This is a genomic window from Roseburia sp. AM23-20 (genome assembly GCF_003470905.1).
In the GTDB taxonomy this organism is placed as follows: Bacteria; Bacillota; Clostridia; order Lachnospirales; family Lachnospiraceae; genus Roseburia; species Roseburia rectibacter.
The window spans coordinates 66694-83597 of record NZ_QRHS01000003.1 but is presented as its reverse complement, the minus strand read 5'-3'; the positions used below and the strand labels follow the sequence as shown (position 1 = coordinate 83597).

The window sequence follows — 16904 nt, the reverse complement described above, 5'->3', positions numbered from 1 at the left end:
ATCATTATAAAAGATTTCTCTTTTCGTGACAACAGGAATATGTTAAAATGGGAAAAGCGTTTATTGACAGGAAATCAGATTACAGGGATGAAATATATGGATAAACAATACAGGGTAAAAAAACTGGATAAACCGGTCGACTGGATGGTGGAGGTGCCGGGATCGAAGAGTATGACGAACCGTGCACTTTTGATGGCGGCTTTATCGGATGGTGAAGTGAAGTTAGACGGTGTTTTATTTTCCGATGATTCGAGACACTTTCTGGAGAGTCTGGTGTCACTGGGATTTACGGTAGATATCAATGAGCAGGAAAAAAAGGTTACTGTTTTGGGCTGTGGTGGGGATATTCCAAAGAAACAGGCAGTGATCAATGTCGGAAGTGCCGGGACAGCCGCACGTTTCCTGACGGCAATGCTTGGATTTTCAGATGGGGAATATACGATCGAGGCATCGGAGCAGATGAAAAAGAGACCGATGGAGGAGTTGTTTTCTCTGCTTAGGGGAGTTGGAGCAAAGATCACTTATCTGGGAAAAGAAGGTCATCTGCCGGTACAGATCTGTGGCAGGAGAAATCAAAAAGCAGACAGAGATCATGTGACTGCAGAGAATGAGGATATTGTATTGCAGAATCATGATACAGACCAGTCACAGGCAGATACAAAGCAGGATGCTTATAATGATCAGTTACAGGCAGAACAAAAACCGTTACGCTTAGATCTTGATATCAGCAAGAGTACCCAGTTTTTAAGTGCGCTTCTACTGATCTCTCCGATGGTACAGCAGGGATTAGACATCCACATCACAAGTGAGAAAACAGATGGTTCCTATATCCGCATCACAAGAAAAATGTTAGCGGACGCGGGTGTGGAAGTAAAATATGACGGAAAAAATTATTGTGTAGAACCGAAAGCCATATATCAGAAAAAGCATTACCAGATTGAACCGGATGTCTCAGCCGCATGTTATTTTTATGCAGCAGCCGCGATCACAGGCGGCAGGGCACTTGTAAAACATGTGCATCCGGATAACAGCCAGGGAGATATGAAGTTTTTAGATGTGCTCACACAGATGGGCTGTACTGTCACAGAAAAAACGGATGGAATCGAAGTGACCGGACCAGAGGAAGGACAATTAAAAGGAATCGACATAGATATGAATGACTTTTCAGATCAGGCACTTACCCTTGCTGCGATCGCACCGTTTTGTAACTCCGATGTACATATAACTCACATCGGACATATCCGCGGACAGGAATGTGACCGCCTTCATGCCATGTCAGAGGAACTGACAAAGCGCGGGATCATATGTACCGAAGAACCGGATGCCATAACGATTAAGCCAGGTACTCCGGCACCGGGAATCATATCCACTTATGAAGATCACCGTGTTGCAATGTCATTTGCCCTCTTAGGTTTAAAGGTGGATGGAATCGTGATAGATAACCCATCCTGCTGCCGCAAAACTTTTGAGAATTATTTTGAGCTGCTGGATATGTTATCTGGTAAAAACAGATAATGCTCAAAGAATATGGAAAATATCTGCTGCAAGACGATATTTTCATACAAGTAAAAATAACCAAAGCGAAACTCCACAAAAAAGTAAATTCGCCCCCATTTTATACATAAAAACAACAAGGAAAAAGGAGATTATAAACAATGTACGAACTACTAAAACAGGAAGGCCGTGCCAAACGCGGCATCCTTCACACCGTCCACGGTGATATACAAACCCCGGTATTCATGAATGTCGGCACTGTTGCTGCCATCAAAGGAGCTGTATCCACCGAGGACTTAGAGCAGATCAAATGTCAGGTAGAACTGTCAAACACCTACCACCTGCACGTCCGCACCGGAGACAAGCTGATCCGCGAAGTTGGCGGACTTCACAAATTCATGTCCTGGAACCGTCCGATTCTTACGGACTCCGGCGGATTTCAGGTATTTTCCCTTGCCGGACTGCGCAAGATCAAGGAGGAGGGAGTTTATTTCCATTCCCACATTGACGGTGCAAAAATTTTCATGGGACCGGAAGAGAGCATGCAGATCCAATCGAACCTTGGTTCTACGATCGCAATGGCGTTTGATGAATGTGCTCCCGCACTTGCAGACAGAAGTTATGTGGAGGCTTCCGTGGCGCGTACAACCAGATGGTTAGAGCGCTGTAAAACAAAAATGCAGCAGCTAAACTCCGAGGAGGGAACGGTCAACTGTCATCAGATGTTATTTGGAATCAATCAGGGCGCTATCTATTCGGATATCCGTATCGATCATGCAAAACGTATCGCTGAGCTGGATTTAGACGGATATGCAGTCGGCGGACTTGCAGTCGGTGAAACACATGAGGAGATGTACCATATTTTAGACGAGACAGTCCCTTATCTGCCGCTTCACAAACCGACCTATCTGATGGGCGTCGGTACTCCGGCAAATATCTTAGAAGGCGTAGAGCGCGGCGTTGATTTCTTTGACTGCGTATATCCGACCAGAAACGGACGTCACGGTCATGTATACACCAATCAGGGAAAGATCAATCTTTTTAATCAGAAATATGAAAAAGACATGCGCCCGATCGAGGAAGGCTGCGGCTGTCCGACCTGCCGCCGTTACAGCAGGGCATATGTGCGCCACCTGTTAAAAGCAAAAGAAATGCTTGGTATGAGACTCTGCGTGCTCCACAATCTGTATTTTTACAATACAATGATGGAAGAGATCCGCGATGCCATCGATGAAGGCAGATTCCATTCTTATAAGGAAGAAAAGCTGTACGGTATGGGACAGATCAACCGCGAGAAAGAAAAACAGAATGGCTAAAAATAAATTAATCATAAAATTTGGCAAAGTGCTTGTCTAAAAAGCCTATTTTGTGTATTATGTATTGTAATGTCTATTAAATTTAGGAGGAACTGAGAAGATGTCAATTTTAGCATCCACTTCATCCGCATCCACAGCAGCAGGCTGGGGCGGTATGATTATCTGGTTAGTCGTTTTATTTGGTTTCATGTACTTTTTCATGATCCGCCCGCAGCAGAAAGAAGCAAAGAAGAAAAATGCAATGCTGTCCGAACTTGCAGTCGGCGATACCGTACTGACAACAAGCGGATTTTACGGCACCGTGATCGATATCGCAGATGATACCGTGATCGTTGAATTCGGTAATAACAAGAACTGCCGTATCCCGATGCAGAAAGCTGCAATCTCCGCAGTGGAGAAACCGGAAGAAGCAATGGAGAAATAAGTGTAGTACCAGAAAGCCTGTTATGTGTGGATGAGAAAACATAACAGGTTTTTCTTTATAGGAGTAGAATATTTATGGAATTTATATTCTGCTGCCTGACAGAAAAGTTTTAGAGGGGCAGAAGATGAAATTAAATACGGTAGGGATTGCATTGTCGTATTATCGGGAGAAGTATGGATTGTCCATGACACAGGTTTGTGAAGGAATTTGTTCACCAGCAACGATGTTCCGGATTGAAGAGGGATATCGTGAGGTGGATTCATTAGTCAGTGCGACATTGTTGTCAAGAATAGGAAAGCAGGTTCTTGAATTTGAATTGTTATTGAATGAGAAAGATTACAACTTGTTCCGGTTACGAAAAGATATCCATCGGAATTTAGAAGAGAAAAATCTGGATACAGCGGAGAAACTGTTACAGAGTTATCAAAGTGTAATGCCAAAAAAACAAGTGCTTCATGAACAATATTATCTCTGGGGAAAGGCAGAACTGTTACAGAAACGTGGTGCATCAAAAGAAGAAATCAAGGCTGTATTAAATGAGGCGATACTTTTGACAAAACCTTTTTTTGGAAAGAGGAAAAATACTTCTGATTTATACAGTGAAATGGAGATAAAACTTTTTTTGGGGCTGATTCAGTTTTCGGAAGATATTTCATGGAAAGAGGCAGAATTGAAAAGAATGCTGCTTTTTACAAGAAAGTATGATTCGAAAAAAATCAAGGAACAGGCTGAAATGTCCATTCTGAAAGAACTTGCCAGCATACAGGAAGAAAAAGGAGATGCACAAAAGGAACTGGAATACATTGAACAGGCGTTAACACTTGTAAAAGAAAGCAGAACGATGCGTGGACTGGCAGAATTGCATTTTAAGAAGGCAGGACTGTTAAAAGAGCTGATGCAGAGAAACAAGGACATGCAGCAGGAATATCAAAAACAATGTCAAGTGGAACTTACGATGGCTTATTATACGGCACTTGTCATGAACAATGTGGAACTGGTGCAAAAAATAAAAACGACGGGTGACAGAGTGTAGAAAGAGGTGCCATATGGGAAATTATAATGTTGGTGATATGATACGGCTTTCAAGAATTGCAAACGGAATGACACAGGAAGAACTGAGTGAGGGAGTCTGTTCTGTGGAGACACTTTCCAGAATTGAAAACGGAAAACATAAAGTGAAAAGTGATACATATCGGCAACTTATGGAGAAAATGTACCAGATCACAGAAAAAAATTATGCAGTGTGTGTCAGCAGGGATATGGAACTGATACAGGAAAGAGAATATTTTGAGGATGCTATGGCAAAGCATGATTTTGAAAAAGCAGACTTTTATATGGAGCAGATGAAAAAACTTGTTGGAAAAGACGCATCTACACAAAGATATATCCGCCGGGAAAGTACTTTTTTGGATTATTATATGCAGCGCATTACAGCAGAACAGCTTGTGGAAGCATTAGAAGAGCTTGCAGAAGAAGTTGTACCACAGTATAAAAAATTTCTTGACAGTGATGTGATATATCCTTTCCGGGAACAGGAGATTACACTTTTAAAGCGGCTGGCTGTGGCATATGGCAGAATAGATGAGTATCCTAAAAGTATAAAAATCTGTGAAATGCTGCTGCGCAGCCTGCGGGAAGGATATATGGCAGAATGGGAGATCGAAGAACTTAGTATTGCTGCAAATCTTTCAAAGTATTATGGGGCAGTTGGAAACTATCGGTATTCCATGGAATTGTGTGAATATATTTTGCCAAAAGTGAGAAAATATGCAAATGCACCGATAATGACATTTGTTTTAGGGGAAATGGCATGGAATATGAATGAGATGATTGAAAGTGGAATGGAGGGAGAAGAAAAGGCAGAATATTGCCGTAAAAAGTATAAGCAGGCATATTTTGTAAGCGCCGCAGCAAGTGGTGAATTAGATAAAAAGGTGTTTTCTGATCTTTATGAAACAATGTTTGGGGAGAAGATAGAATAATCCAAGCTATAGGTATCGATGATAGGGTAGCTCTTGTCAGCGATAAGCGTGTAGGAATTAACAATCAAAGAAAAAGAATGATTGGTATTTATTGTGAAGAGACATAATATTAAGAGAAAGGAATGTAATATTTTTTTCATATGTATGTACCTCATATCTGAGATTTTAAATATATTATGTTATAGATATTATAAAAAGACCATGTCAAAACCAGAAAAAATTTTTTTCCGGTTTTGACATGGTCTTTTTGCAACAGGTGATTTACAGTAAAAAAGTTATTAGCACTTATTAAGTGTTGATATATAAAATATGAAAGGAAGGAATGCCATGAGAGATTTAGAATATGGGAGTAAAATTTGTTACACTTACAGGAGGAGAACCAACTACAAAAAAAGATTGGTATGTGATTGCGGAAAAATTAAGTAAAGCTGGAATTTACACAAACATAATTTCTAATGGGTGGTTTGTGGAGGATGATTTAGTAGAAAAAATAAAACAGGCTGGAATTGCAATTTGTGCAATAAGTATTGATGGTGTAAAAGAGACTCATGATAAAATAAGAAAAGAGGGATCTTTTGAAAAAGATTTATTGGCGTTAAAAAAATTAAAATATCATGGTGTACAGACAATGGTAGCCACTACTATCAACAATGAAAATATTGAAGAATTAGACGAAATGTATGATATCTTTTCGGAGATAGGGGTTGATTTCTGGCAGCTACAGATCACACTTCCAATGGGTAATTTCCTTAAACAACAAACATTATTTGTTGAACCAGGGATGATTGAACAAATAATTGATTTTGCGTATAAAAAGAAAGAAGGACAATTAGAGATACATCTGACAGATGGAATAGGCTATTACAACAAAAAACAAATTTGTATGCAACAGAATACTTGTTGGGCAGGATGTTCGGCAGGAAAAAAATCAGTTGGTATTTTACAAAATGGAGATATTGTTGGATGTACTTCTATTAGAAATGAGAAAATGATAGAGGGAAATATCAGAGATGGATCATTGCGAGATATATGGTTTTCTAAGGATTCATTTTTGTGGAATAGAAATTTTAAAAGAGATGATTTGAAAGGGCTGTGTCGTGAGTGCAAGTATGGGGATATGTGTTTGGGTGGATGCTCAAATTCGCGGTTCACATTAAATGGAACGATAGAGTCTGAGAATATTTTATGTTCATATAACTATAAGTTAGTACAAGCAAGAAAATACATTAATAAATTGGATGAGGAGCAGCTTCTTCAATTATTTACAATATTAATTGAAAAAAATGAATACCAAATAGCAAAAATGGTCTATGATAGAATAAAAAATATTAATGGAAATCATGTTATAGAGATGTGCGAAAAATATTTGCAAGTAAATACGGACTGCAAGGAGAATAACAATGAATGAATATTTCAAAAAGCACAAAGTACACCTTATGGCGTGGGTATTTTTCGCTGTCCTAAAAACCATAGCCGCAGTTTTATTTGCACTCTATATGCAGAAAATGATCGACGCAGTGTCCGCCATGGATGCACAAAAAATGTTACATACGAGCATTGCAGGGGTGGTGATCGTTGTCTGTTATGCAGCATTTGGCTATGTCGGCTCCTATTTTGAGATGAAGTTTTCACAGAAAGTCTTAGTGGATGTGAGACAAGACATCTGTAAAAGTATTGTGAGCACGGATCTCGACAGTTACCGTCTGCACAAGAGCGCGGAGTATACATCGATCTTAAACAATGATATCGGTATGCTCGATGAAAAATATTTTCTGTGTCTGCCAAACATTGTGATCCAGATCCTCACATTTCTGATCGCGACGGTCACGTTGTACCAGATGGAACCGTGGCTGGCATTTTCGGCGATTCTGCTCTGTGCGGTGCCGTTAATCGTGCCGTTTTTGTTTGGAAAACAGATTTCAGCGCGCCAGAAATCATACATCCATGTGCTTGACTGGTACAACGGAAAACTGAAAAACATCTGGAACGGCTATGAGGTCATCAAGAGCTATCATGTGGAGCGGGAGATCCTTACCGATTATGAAAAATGTAACTGGGAAGTGGAAAGGACGCATTTTTCCGTTCGCAATACGCAGAACATGTCAAGAAGCATCTCCGGCGGGGTCGGTTTCCTGATCGATGTGTGCATGATGGGAATTGCCGGGATTTTAGTTTTAAAAGGTTACGTTACGGTCGGTATCCTGATCGCAACCATACAGCTTATGAACTATATCCAGACACCGATCCAGTGGATCTCAAAACTGCTTGCAGACTATAAGACAAGCCAGCCGGTTTTAAAGCGGGTGACGGATATCTTAAACCTGCCGAAAGATGCAGACCATGGGGAAAAGTTAAAAACAGCACTGCCAATCTCAGTGGAAAATCTACGTTTTTCCTACGAGGAGGGCGAAGAGGTCTTACATAATTTAAGCGTAACTTTTGAACCTGGCAAAAAATATGCGATCGTCGGAAACAGCGGAAGTGGAAAGAGTACCTTTATGTATGTGCTGATGCATTATTATAACCATTTTGAAGGAGAGATCCGTTTTGGCAGCCAGAGCATCAGCGATATCCAGAAGAAAGAACTCTACCGCAGCATTGCACTCATTCATCAGAATGTCGTCGTGTTAGACGGCACACTGCGGGACAATGTTTCCCTTTATGAAAGCTATTCGGATGAGAACATCAAACAGGCATTAATCCGTGCCGGTATGGGAGACTACCTGAACGAAAAGGGACTTGATTTTACCATACAGGAATCCGGTTCCAATCTCTCCGGCGGAGAAAAACAGCGCATTGCCATAGCCAGGGCATTCCTCCGCAATACTCCTGTCATGATCTTAGACGAAGCGACATCCAGTCTTGACAGCCTCATGGCAGCAAAAATCGAACAGACCGTCCTGCAGTCAGACACGACCATCTTAAATATCGTACACCAGTTAAAAGCAGACAGCTTAAAACAATATGATGAAATTCTGGTATTTTCCAAAGGCGCCATCATCGAACGCGGCAATTATGATGAACTGATCCAGAAAGATGGAATCTTCCGCAGTCTGTTATCCGTAATGAGCGCTTAAGCTATACCATGGTATACAACCAGGTAATGAAAAGAAAGCTCTTTCATAATACCCAGTTATAAATATTATAAAAAAGAAAAATAGAATCAGAGGTTGCAATGTTTCCCAAATTACATTATTATAGACATTATACATACTGTCTGTTAGTAATGTGATAAAGTGCGGGCACACAGCAGCCGCTGATTTTCTTTTTATTCATAACAAAGCAGGAGGTTCACAGAGTATGCATTCTATGGTGCAGAAAAGCAGGATACTTTCTGGCAGCCGAAAAATCAGTTACACATATCTGACAGGGGAAAAGAAAGAGGGATTAGAGCATGGAATGTAAGATTGGCGTGATTTCCGGTGACGGAATCGGACCGGAGATCGTGGCAGAGGCAAAAAAAGTATTAGACAAGATCGGAACAAAGTATGGTCACAGTTTTCTATATGAAGCGATTTTGATGGGCGGCTGTTCGATTGATGCGACAGGCGTGCCGTTAACAGATGAGGCAATCGCAGCAGCAAAAGCGTCCGATGCAGTGCTTATGGGTTCCATCGGCGGTAATACAGCGACCTCTCCGTGGTATAAATTAGCACCGGAATTGAGACCGGAGGCAGGATTATTAAAATTAAGAAAGTCTCTGAATTTATTTGCAAATTTAAGACCGGCTTACTTATATGAAGAATTAAAAGAGGCATGTCCGCTCCGCGATGATATTATTGGGGATGGATTTGATATGATGATCATGCGTGAGCTGACCGGAGGATTATACTTCGGTGCGCGAAAAACCGAGGAAGTTGACGGTGTGATGACTGCGACAGATACCCTGACATACAGCGAGACAGAGATCCGCAGGATCGCAAAGAGAGGATTTGACATTGCCATGAAACGCCGCAAAAAAGTGACGAGCGTGGACAAGGCAAACGTGCTGGATTCCTCAAGACTTTGGCGTAAAGTGGTCGAGGAAGTGGCAAAGGATTACCCGGAAGTTACCTACGAGCACATGTTAGTTGACAACTGTGCAATGCAGTTAGTCAAAGATCCGAAACAGTTTGATGTTATTTTAACGGAAAATATGTTTGGTGATATCTTATCCGATGAGGCGAGCATGGTAACAGGTTCCATCGGAATGTTGTCAAGCGCCAGCTTAAACGACACGAAGTTCGGTCTCTATGAGCCGAGCGGCGGTTCAGCACCGGATATCGCAGGAAAAGGTATCGCAAACCCGATCGCGACGATCTTAAGCGCAGCAATGATGCTCCGCTATACCTTTGACCTTGACAAAGAGGCAGATGCCATCGAGGCAGCCGTAAAACAGGTGTTGAAAGACGGTTACCGCACCATCGACATCATGCCGCAGGAAGAAGATAAACGAAACGCAGTGACACAGGTCGGCACCGCACAGATGGGAGATCTGATCTGCGAACGAATTTAATATAGATATTAGAATGGGAGATTTGATTTAACATGAAAAGCGATAATGTAAAAAAAGGGATGCAGCAGGCACCTCACAGAAGTCTTTTTAATGCATTAGGCTTCACGGAAGAAGAAATGAACAAACCGATGGTCGGTATCGTAAGCTCCTACAATGAGATTGTACCGGGCCATATGAATCTTGATAAAATCGTAAATGCAGTAAAATTAGGCGTTGCAGAAGCGGGCGGAGTACCGGTTGTATTTCCGGCGATCGCAGTCTGTGACGGAATCGCGATGGGGCATATCGGAATGAAGTATTCCCTTGTAACCAGGGATCTGATCGCAGATTCCACCGAGTGTATGGCACTTGCACATCAGTTTGATGCACTTGTCATGGTGCCAAACTGTGATAAAAATGTTCCTGGACTTTTAATGGCAGCAGCACGTATCAATGTTCCGACCGTATTTGTATCCGGCGGACCGATGCTTGCCGGACACGTTCAGGGCAAAAAGAGAAGTTTATCTTCTATGTTCGAGGCAGTAGGCTCCTATGCAGCAGGAACCATGACGGAGGATGATGTGAGAGAATACGAAGAAAAAGTATGTCCGACCTGTGGCTCCTGCTCCGGTATGTACACAGCAAATTCCATGAACTGTCTGACAGAGGCACTCGGCATGGGACTTCGTGGAAACGGAACGATCCCGGCTGTCTACTCTGAGAGAATCAAACTTGCAAAACATGCAGGTATGGCAGTTATGGATATGTACCGCAAGAATATCCGTCCAAGGGATATCATGACAAAAGATGCCATTTTAAATGCATTGACGGTAGATATGGCATTAGGCTGTTCTACGAACAGTATGTTGCATCTTCCGGCGATCGCACATGAGATCGGATTCGATTTTGATATCGCATTTGCAAACCCGATCAGTGAAAAAACACCGAACCTCTGCCATCTTGCTCCGGCAGGTCCTACTTATATGGAGGACTTAAACGAGGCAGGCGGTGTCTATGCCGTTATGAAAGAACTTGCAGACATTGGTTTACTGAATACAGATTGCATGACTGTGACAGGAAAGACAGTCGGCGAAAACATTGCCAATGCGGTAAATAAGAATCCGGAAGTCATCAGACCAGTCGATAATCCATACAGTAAAACAGGTGGTCTTGCTGTATTAAAAGGAAATCTTGCACCGGACGGAAGCGTTGTAAAACGTTCCGCAGTCTGTGATGAGATGATGGTGCATGAGGGACCGGCGAGAGTATTTGACTGTGAGGAAGATGCGATTGCTGCGATCAAAGGCGGTAAGATCGTTGCCGGTGACGTGGTTGTGATCCGTTACGAGGGACCAAAAGGTGGACCTGGTATGCGTGAAATGTTAAATCCAACTTCAGCGATCGCAGGTATGGGACTTGGCTCATCCGTAGCATTGATCACAGACGGACGTTTTTCCGGCGCAAGCCGTGGAGCTTCCATCGGACATGTGTCACCGGAGGCAGCAGTCGGCGGACCGATCGCACTTGTGGAAGAGGGAGATATCATCCGTATTAACATCCCGGAGATGAAGTTGGAGATTGCAGTATCTGATGAGGAGATGGCAGCGAGAAAAGCAAAATGGCAGCCGAGAGAACCGAAAGTTACAACAGGTTATCTGAAACGCTACGCTTCATTAGTAACTTCTGGAAACAGAGGCGCAATCTTAGCACTGCCGGAAGAGCAGAAATAAAAAAATACAGATACTGCCATAGATAAATATGCTAAATTTACAGCAGAAAATGTGGAATCGTTGAAAAGACAGAATATGAATGGCAGTAAAATGGAATGGAGGAATAATATGCAGTTAACAGGTGCCCAGATCGTGATCGAATGTCTGAAAGAACAGGGCGTCGATACAGTTTTTGGTTATCCGGGCGGTGCCATTTTAAATGTATATGATGAATTATATAAACATCAGGGAGAAATCCGTCATGTATTAACTTCCCATGAGCAGGGAGCATCCCATGCAGCGGACGGATATGCGCGAAGTACCGGAAAAGTCGGTGTGTGCTTTGCAACGTCAGGTCCGGGTGCAACGAACCTTGTAACAGGAATCGCAACCGCTTATATGGATTCGGTTCCGGTCGTTGCGATCACCTGCAACGTTACCGTACCACTTCTTGGAAAAGACAGTTTTCAGGAGATCGATATTGCGGGAATCACAATGCCGATCACAAAGCATAACTTTATTGTAAAGGATGTAACAAAACTTGCTGATACGATCAGACGTGCATTTAAGATCGCACAGACGGGACGCCCGGGTCCGGTTTTAGTGGATATCCCGAAAGATATCACAGCGGCAAAGACGGAATATACTTCGGTGAAACCAAAACCGATCGCAAGGATTACAGATACAATCAGTGAGGAAGATGTTGACACTGCAGTTTCCATGATCAAAGCGGCAAAGAAACCATATATTTTTGTCGGTGGCGGTGCAGTGATCTCCGGTGCATCGGAAGAATTAAAGAAATTTGTAGAAAAAGTAAACGCTCCGGTCTGCGATACACTGATGGGAAAAGGTGCATTTAATGGAACGGATGATTTCTATACCGGAATGCTCGGCATGCACGGAACAAAGACATCCAACCTTGGTGTCAGTGAGTGTGATCTTCTGATCGCAGTTGGTGTCCGTTTCTCAGACCGTGTTCTTGGAAATGCTAAGAAATTTGCATCACAGGCAAAAATTTTACAGTTTGATGTGGATGCGGCAGAAATCAATAAAAATATTCAGGTGGATGCCAGTGTGATCGGGGATTTAAAAGAAATTCTGATCCGTGTCAATGAAAAATTAGATGCACAGAGTCATCCGGAATGGATCGGGGAGATCATGGATTTGAAAAAAAAATATCCGCTCACTTATCCGAAAGAGGGACTCAGTGGTCCATATCTGATGGAGGAGATCTACCGTGCGACAAAGGGAGATGCAGTTATCGTGACAGAAGTCGGACAGCATCAGATGTGGGCAGCACAGTATTACAAATACAAAAACCCGCGTACCTTTTTATCATCCGGCGGACTCGGAACGATGGGTTATGGACTTGGAGCTGCAATCGGCGCACAGATCGGCAATCCGGATAAACAGGTGATCAATATTGCAGGTGACGGCTGTTTCAGGATGAACATGAATGAAATCGCAACTGCAGCACGCGAAAAGCTGCCGTTGATAGAAGTAATCGTCAACAATCATGTACTTGGAATGGTTCGCCAGTGGCAGGATCTTTTCTATGAAAAACGTTATTCCGCAACTGTTCTTGACGACGGTGTGGATTTTGTAAAATTAGCAGAGGCGATGGGGGCGAAAGGATATCGCGTGACCAGCCAGGAAGAGTTCAAAGAGGCTTTTAAGGAAGCACTTGAATCAGAAGTACCGGTTTTAATTGATTGTATCATCAACTGTGATGACAAGGTGTGGCCGATGGTTGCACCGGGAGAGGCAATCAGTTCTTCATTTACCGGTGAAGACTTAGCAAAAAAACAACAATCATAAATCAGAGGAGGAAGTTTAAGATGAGCAGAGTGTATAATTTTTCTGCAGGACCGGCTGTATTACCGGAGGAAGTATTAAAAGAGGCAGCAGATGAAATGTTAGATTACAAAGGAAGCGGAATGTCCGTTATGGAGATGAGCCACCGTTCCAAAGTATATGACAATATCATCAAAGAGGCAGAGCAGGATTTAAGAGACCTGATGAATATTCCGGATAATTACAAAGTCCTGTTTTTACAGGGTGGAGCATCCCAGCAGTTTGCCATGATCCCGATGAACCTGATGAAAAATAAAAAAGCAGGTTATATCGTAACAGGTCAGTGGGCAAAGAAAGCATATCAGGAAGCATCCATTTACGGTGAGGCAATCAAACTTGCATCTTCCGAGGATAAGACATTTTCTTACATACCGGACTGCTCCGATCTTGATATTCCGGATGATCTTGATTATGTATATATTTGTGAGAACAACACAATTTATGGAACCAAATACAAAAAACTCCCGAATACAAAAGGACATACATTAGTAGCTGATGTATCTTCCTGCTTCTTATCAGAGCCTGTAGATGTTACCAAATATGGTGTGATCTATGGCGGTGTTCAGAAGAATGTCGGACCTGCCGGTGTAGTTATCGTAATTATCCGTGAGGATCTGATCACAGAGGATACCTTACCGGGAACACCTACCATGTTAAAATACAAAACACATGCAGATGCAGATTCTCTTTACAATACACCGCCATGCTACGGCATTTATATCTGCGGAAAAGTATTCAAATGGTTAAAGAAGATGGGCGGACTTTCTGTCATGAAAGAGCGTAATGAAGAAAAAGCAAAGATCCTTTACGATTTCTTAGATCAGAGCAAATTATTCAAAGGAACTGTTGTACCGGAGGACCGTTCCCTGATGAACGTTCCATTCGTAACCGGAGATGCCGATCTGGATGCAAAATTCGTAAAAGAAGCAACCGAAGCCGGATTTGTAAACTTAAAAGGACATCGTACTGTTGGCGGTATGAGAGCATCTATCTACAATGCGATGCCAAAAGAGGGCGTTGAAAAATTAGTAGAGTTCATGAAGAAGTTTGAGGAGGAGAATGCATAATGTTTAAGTATAACTGCTTAAATCCGATCGCATCAGTCGGTCTGGATCTGTTTTCAGATCAGTATGAGAAAGTAGATGAATTAAAAGATGCACAGGCTGCTTTAGTCAGAAGTGCTGCAATGCATGATTTGGAACTGCCGGATACTTTAGAGGCAGTTGCAAGAGCAGGAGCCGGAGTTAACAATATTCCACTTGATAAATGTGCAGAAAAGGGTATCGTCGTATTCAATACACCTGGTGCAAATGCCAATGGTGTAAAAGAGCTTGTATTTGCAGGTATGCTTTACGCATCCCGTGATATCGTAGGCGGTATCGAATGGTGTTTAGAGAACCAGAACGATGAAAATATCGCAAAGACAGCTGAGAAGCAGAAAAAGAACTTTGCAGGAACCGAAATTTCCGGAAAGAAATTAGGTGTCATCGGTCTTGGTGCGATCGGTGTGTTAGTTGCCAATGCAGCAATCCATATGGGAATGGAAGTATATGGATATGATCCGTATATCTCTGTTGCAGCAGCATGGAACTTATCAAGAAGTGTTAAGCACATCAGCAACGTAGAAGATATCTACCGTGAGTGTGACTACATCACGATCCATGTGCCGCTTCTGGATTCTACGAAAAAAATGATCAGTGCAGACGCAATTGCTATGATGAAACCATCTGCGATCATATTAAATTTTGCAAGAGATCTGCTTGTGGATGAAGAAGCAATGGTGGATGCACTTGCAGCAGGAAAAGTACACAAATATGTATCTGATTTCCCGAACACAACGACTGTTGGTGCAAAGGGCTGTATCGTAACACCTCACCTTGGAGCTTCCACAGCAGAGTCAGAAGATAACTGTGCGATTATGGCAGTGCGTGAGATCCGTGATTACTTAGAAAATGGTAATATTGTCCATTCTGTAAATTTCCCGGACTGCAGCATGGGGGCATGCACAACTGCAGGACGTATCGGAATCTTACACCGCAATGTCAAAGGTATGTTAAGTTTATATACAACGATCCTTGGTGATGCAGGAATCAATATTGACGGAATGGCAAACAAATCAAAAGGCGATTATGCATATGCGCTTTTGGATTTAGACACTTCTGTTCCGGAGGATGTACTTGAAAAATTAAAGAATACAGAGGGTGTCTTAAAAGTTCGCAAGATCTGCTAGAAATCTGACGGTGATTTGTGACAATAGAGTGTTTAAGAAAGGTACATTCTATTGTTTCCTAGATCGGCATAGGAAAGAACTTTAAGGAAAATGGTAACTTAATTCAGAAGAATAAGATGAGGTGCAGCAAAAATGGCAGATATCAGACCGTTTATGAGCATCAGACCAGAAAAAGGGAAGGCAGCTAAGATCGCTGCCCTCCCTTATGATGTTTATAACAGAAAAGAAGCAACTGTGGAAGTGGAGAAAAATCCGGAATCTTTTTTAAAGATTGATCGTGCGGAGACAGGCTATCCGCTTTCTGTGGATATGTATGATGAAAAGGTGTATCAGAGAGCACATGATCTGTTGTGGGGGATGGTAGAGGATGGTTCTTTTATCCGCGATCAGAAAAAATGTTACTATATTTATGAACTTACGATGAATGGACGCACACAGACAGGGATTACGGCGTGTGCATCGATCGATGATTATTTAAATGGCGTCATCAAAAAGCATGAGAACACCAGGGCAGAAAAGGAAGCAGACCGTATTCATCATGTGGATGCCTGTAATGCGCAGACCGGACCTATCTTTTTAGCATACCGCTCGAATCCGGTGATCAATGAGATCGTGGAGAAAGTCAAAGCAGGAGAGGCAGAGTATGACTTTACATCGGAGGATGGAATCAGACACCGTGTGTTTGTGATCAGTGACGATGATAAAATTGCAGCAATCTCACAGGCATTTGAAAACATGGCAGATATCTATATCGCAGATGGTCATCACCGTGCAGCCTCGGCTGTAAAGGTTGGTTTAAAACGAAGAGAAGAACATCCGGGTTACGATGGAACGGAAGAATTTAATTATTTCCTGTCTGTATTATTCCCGGATGACCAGCTTATGATTATGGATTATAACCGTGTAGTGAAAGATTTAAACGGATATTCTTTTCAGAGCTTTTACAAGGAAATAAAAAAACGTTTTGACGTGACAGAGATCACAGATCAGGAAGAAAAAAAACCACAGAAAAAAGGCAGCTTTACCATGTATATGGAAGGACACTGGTTCCTTTGTAAGTTCCGGGAGGACGATCTTGCCGCAGTGGCAGATGATCCGGTAAAAAGTTTGGATGTATCAATGTTACAAGACCTTCTGCTTCATCCGGTACTCGGCATCGGAGATCCGAAAACAGATGGAAGAATCGACTTTGTAGGAGGAATCCGCGGTATGGACGAACTTGTCAGACGATGCGGGGAGGACTGCTCCGTCGCATTTGCCATGTATCCGACTTCCATCACAGAGCTTTTTTCTGTCGCAGATGCCGGAAAACTCATGCCGCCAAAATCTACCTGGTTTGAACCAAAACTCCGCAGCGGTCTGTTCATTCATTCCTTAGAATAAGGAAATTCCTTAGAGCAGGACAAAATGAGAAATGGAAT

At 42.4% G+C, this 16904-nt stretch carries 13 protein-coding genes; all 13 read left to right on the top strand.

Features of this window, described 5'->3' with window-relative positions; genetic code table 11:
• Positions 1-96 precede the first annotated feature (96 nt).
• The 13 genes from DW650_RS04495 to DW650_RS04435 all read left to right on the top strand — a co-directional run bounded on the left by DW650_RS04495 (position 97) and on the right by DW650_RS04435 (position 16866).
• Positions 97-1515 carry a 3-phosphoshikimate 1-carboxyvinyltransferase gene (locus DW650_RS04495; RefSeq protein WP_118209221.1) on the top strand — a complete coding sequence of 473 codons (1419 nt, stop codon included), beginning with the start codon at positions 97-99 and terminating at the stop codon, positions 1513-1515.
• Between the two features lie 140 nt (positions 1516-1655).
• A complete protein-coding gene (gene tgt / locus DW650_RS04490) occupies positions 1656-2810 on the top strand; it encodes a tRNA guanosine(34) transglycosylase Tgt (protein WP_118209177.1) in 1155 nt (384 codons plus the stop codon).
• Positions 2811-2910: 100 nt separating this feature from the next.
• On the top strand, positions 2911-3234 hold the full coding sequence (gene yajC / locus DW650_RS04485) for a preprotein translocase subunit YajC (protein WP_015520178.1): 324 nt from the start codon (positions 2911-2913) through the stop codon (positions 3232-3234).
• A gap of 124 nt (positions 3235-3358) precedes the next feature.
• Positions 3359-4267 carry a hypothetical protein gene (locus DW650_RS04480; RefSeq protein ID WP_118209176.1) on the top strand — a complete coding sequence of 303 codons (909 nt, stop codon included), beginning with the start codon at positions 3359-3361 and terminating at the stop codon, positions 4265-4267.
• A gap of 13 nt (positions 4268-4280) precedes the next feature.
• Positions 4281-5216 (top strand): helix-turn-helix domain-containing protein, encoded by a 936-nt coding sequence (locus DW650_RS04475; protein WP_118209175.1) that lies wholly within the window; start codon positions 4281-4283, stop codon positions 5214-5216.
• A 343-nt stretch (positions 5217-5559) separates the two neighbouring features.
• Positions 5560-6624, top strand: a complete 1065-nt coding sequence (locus DW650_RS04470) for a radical SAM/SPASM domain-containing protein (RefSeq protein ID WP_118209174.1) — start codon at positions 5560-5562, stop codon at positions 6622-6624.
• Positions 6617-8293 (top strand): ABC transporter ATP-binding protein, encoded by a 1677-nt coding sequence (locus DW650_RS04465; protein ID WP_015520184.1) that lies wholly within the window; start codon positions 6617-6619, stop codon positions 8291-8293. The genes DW650_RS04470 and DW650_RS04465 overlap by 8 nt, the downstream gene beginning before the upstream one ends.
• Before the next feature lie 317 nt (positions 8294-8610).
• Positions 8611-9711, top strand: coding sequence for a 3-isopropylmalate dehydrogenase (gene leuB, locus DW650_RS04460; protein WP_015520185.1), 1101 nt, complete (start codon positions 8611-8613; stop codon positions 9709-9711).
• A 32-nt stretch (positions 9712-9743) separates the two neighbouring features.
• Positions 9744-11420, top strand: coding sequence for a dihydroxy-acid dehydratase (ilvD, locus tag DW650_RS04455; RefSeq protein WP_015520186.1), 1677 nt, complete (start codon positions 9744-9746; stop codon positions 11418-11420).
• 108 nt (positions 11421-11528) lie between these two features.
• Complete coding sequence (gene ilvB, locus DW650_RS04450; RefSeq protein ID WP_118209173.1) at positions 11529-13217, top strand: biosynthetic-type acetolactate synthase large subunit; 1689 nt, start codon at positions 11529-11531, stop codon at positions 13215-13217.
• Between the two features lie 20 nt (positions 13218-13237).
• A complete protein-coding gene (gene serC, locus DW650_RS04445; protein WP_015520188.1) occupies positions 13238-14320 on the top strand; it encodes a 3-phosphoserine/phosphohydroxythreonine transaminase in 1083 nt (360 codons plus the stop codon).
• Complete coding sequence (locus tag DW650_RS04440) at positions 14320-15483, top strand: phosphoglycerate dehydrogenase (RefSeq protein ID WP_118209172.1); 1164 nt, start codon at positions 14320-14322, stop codon at positions 15481-15483. Before serC ends, DW650_RS04440 begins: the two co-directional genes overlap by 1 nt.
• A gap of 132 nt (positions 15484-15615) precedes the next feature.
• A complete protein-coding gene (locus tag DW650_RS04435; protein ID WP_118209171.1) occupies positions 15616-16866 on the top strand; it encodes a DUF1015 domain-containing protein in 1251 nt (416 codons plus the stop codon).
• The last annotated feature ends 38 nt before the right edge of the window (positions 16867-16904 follow it).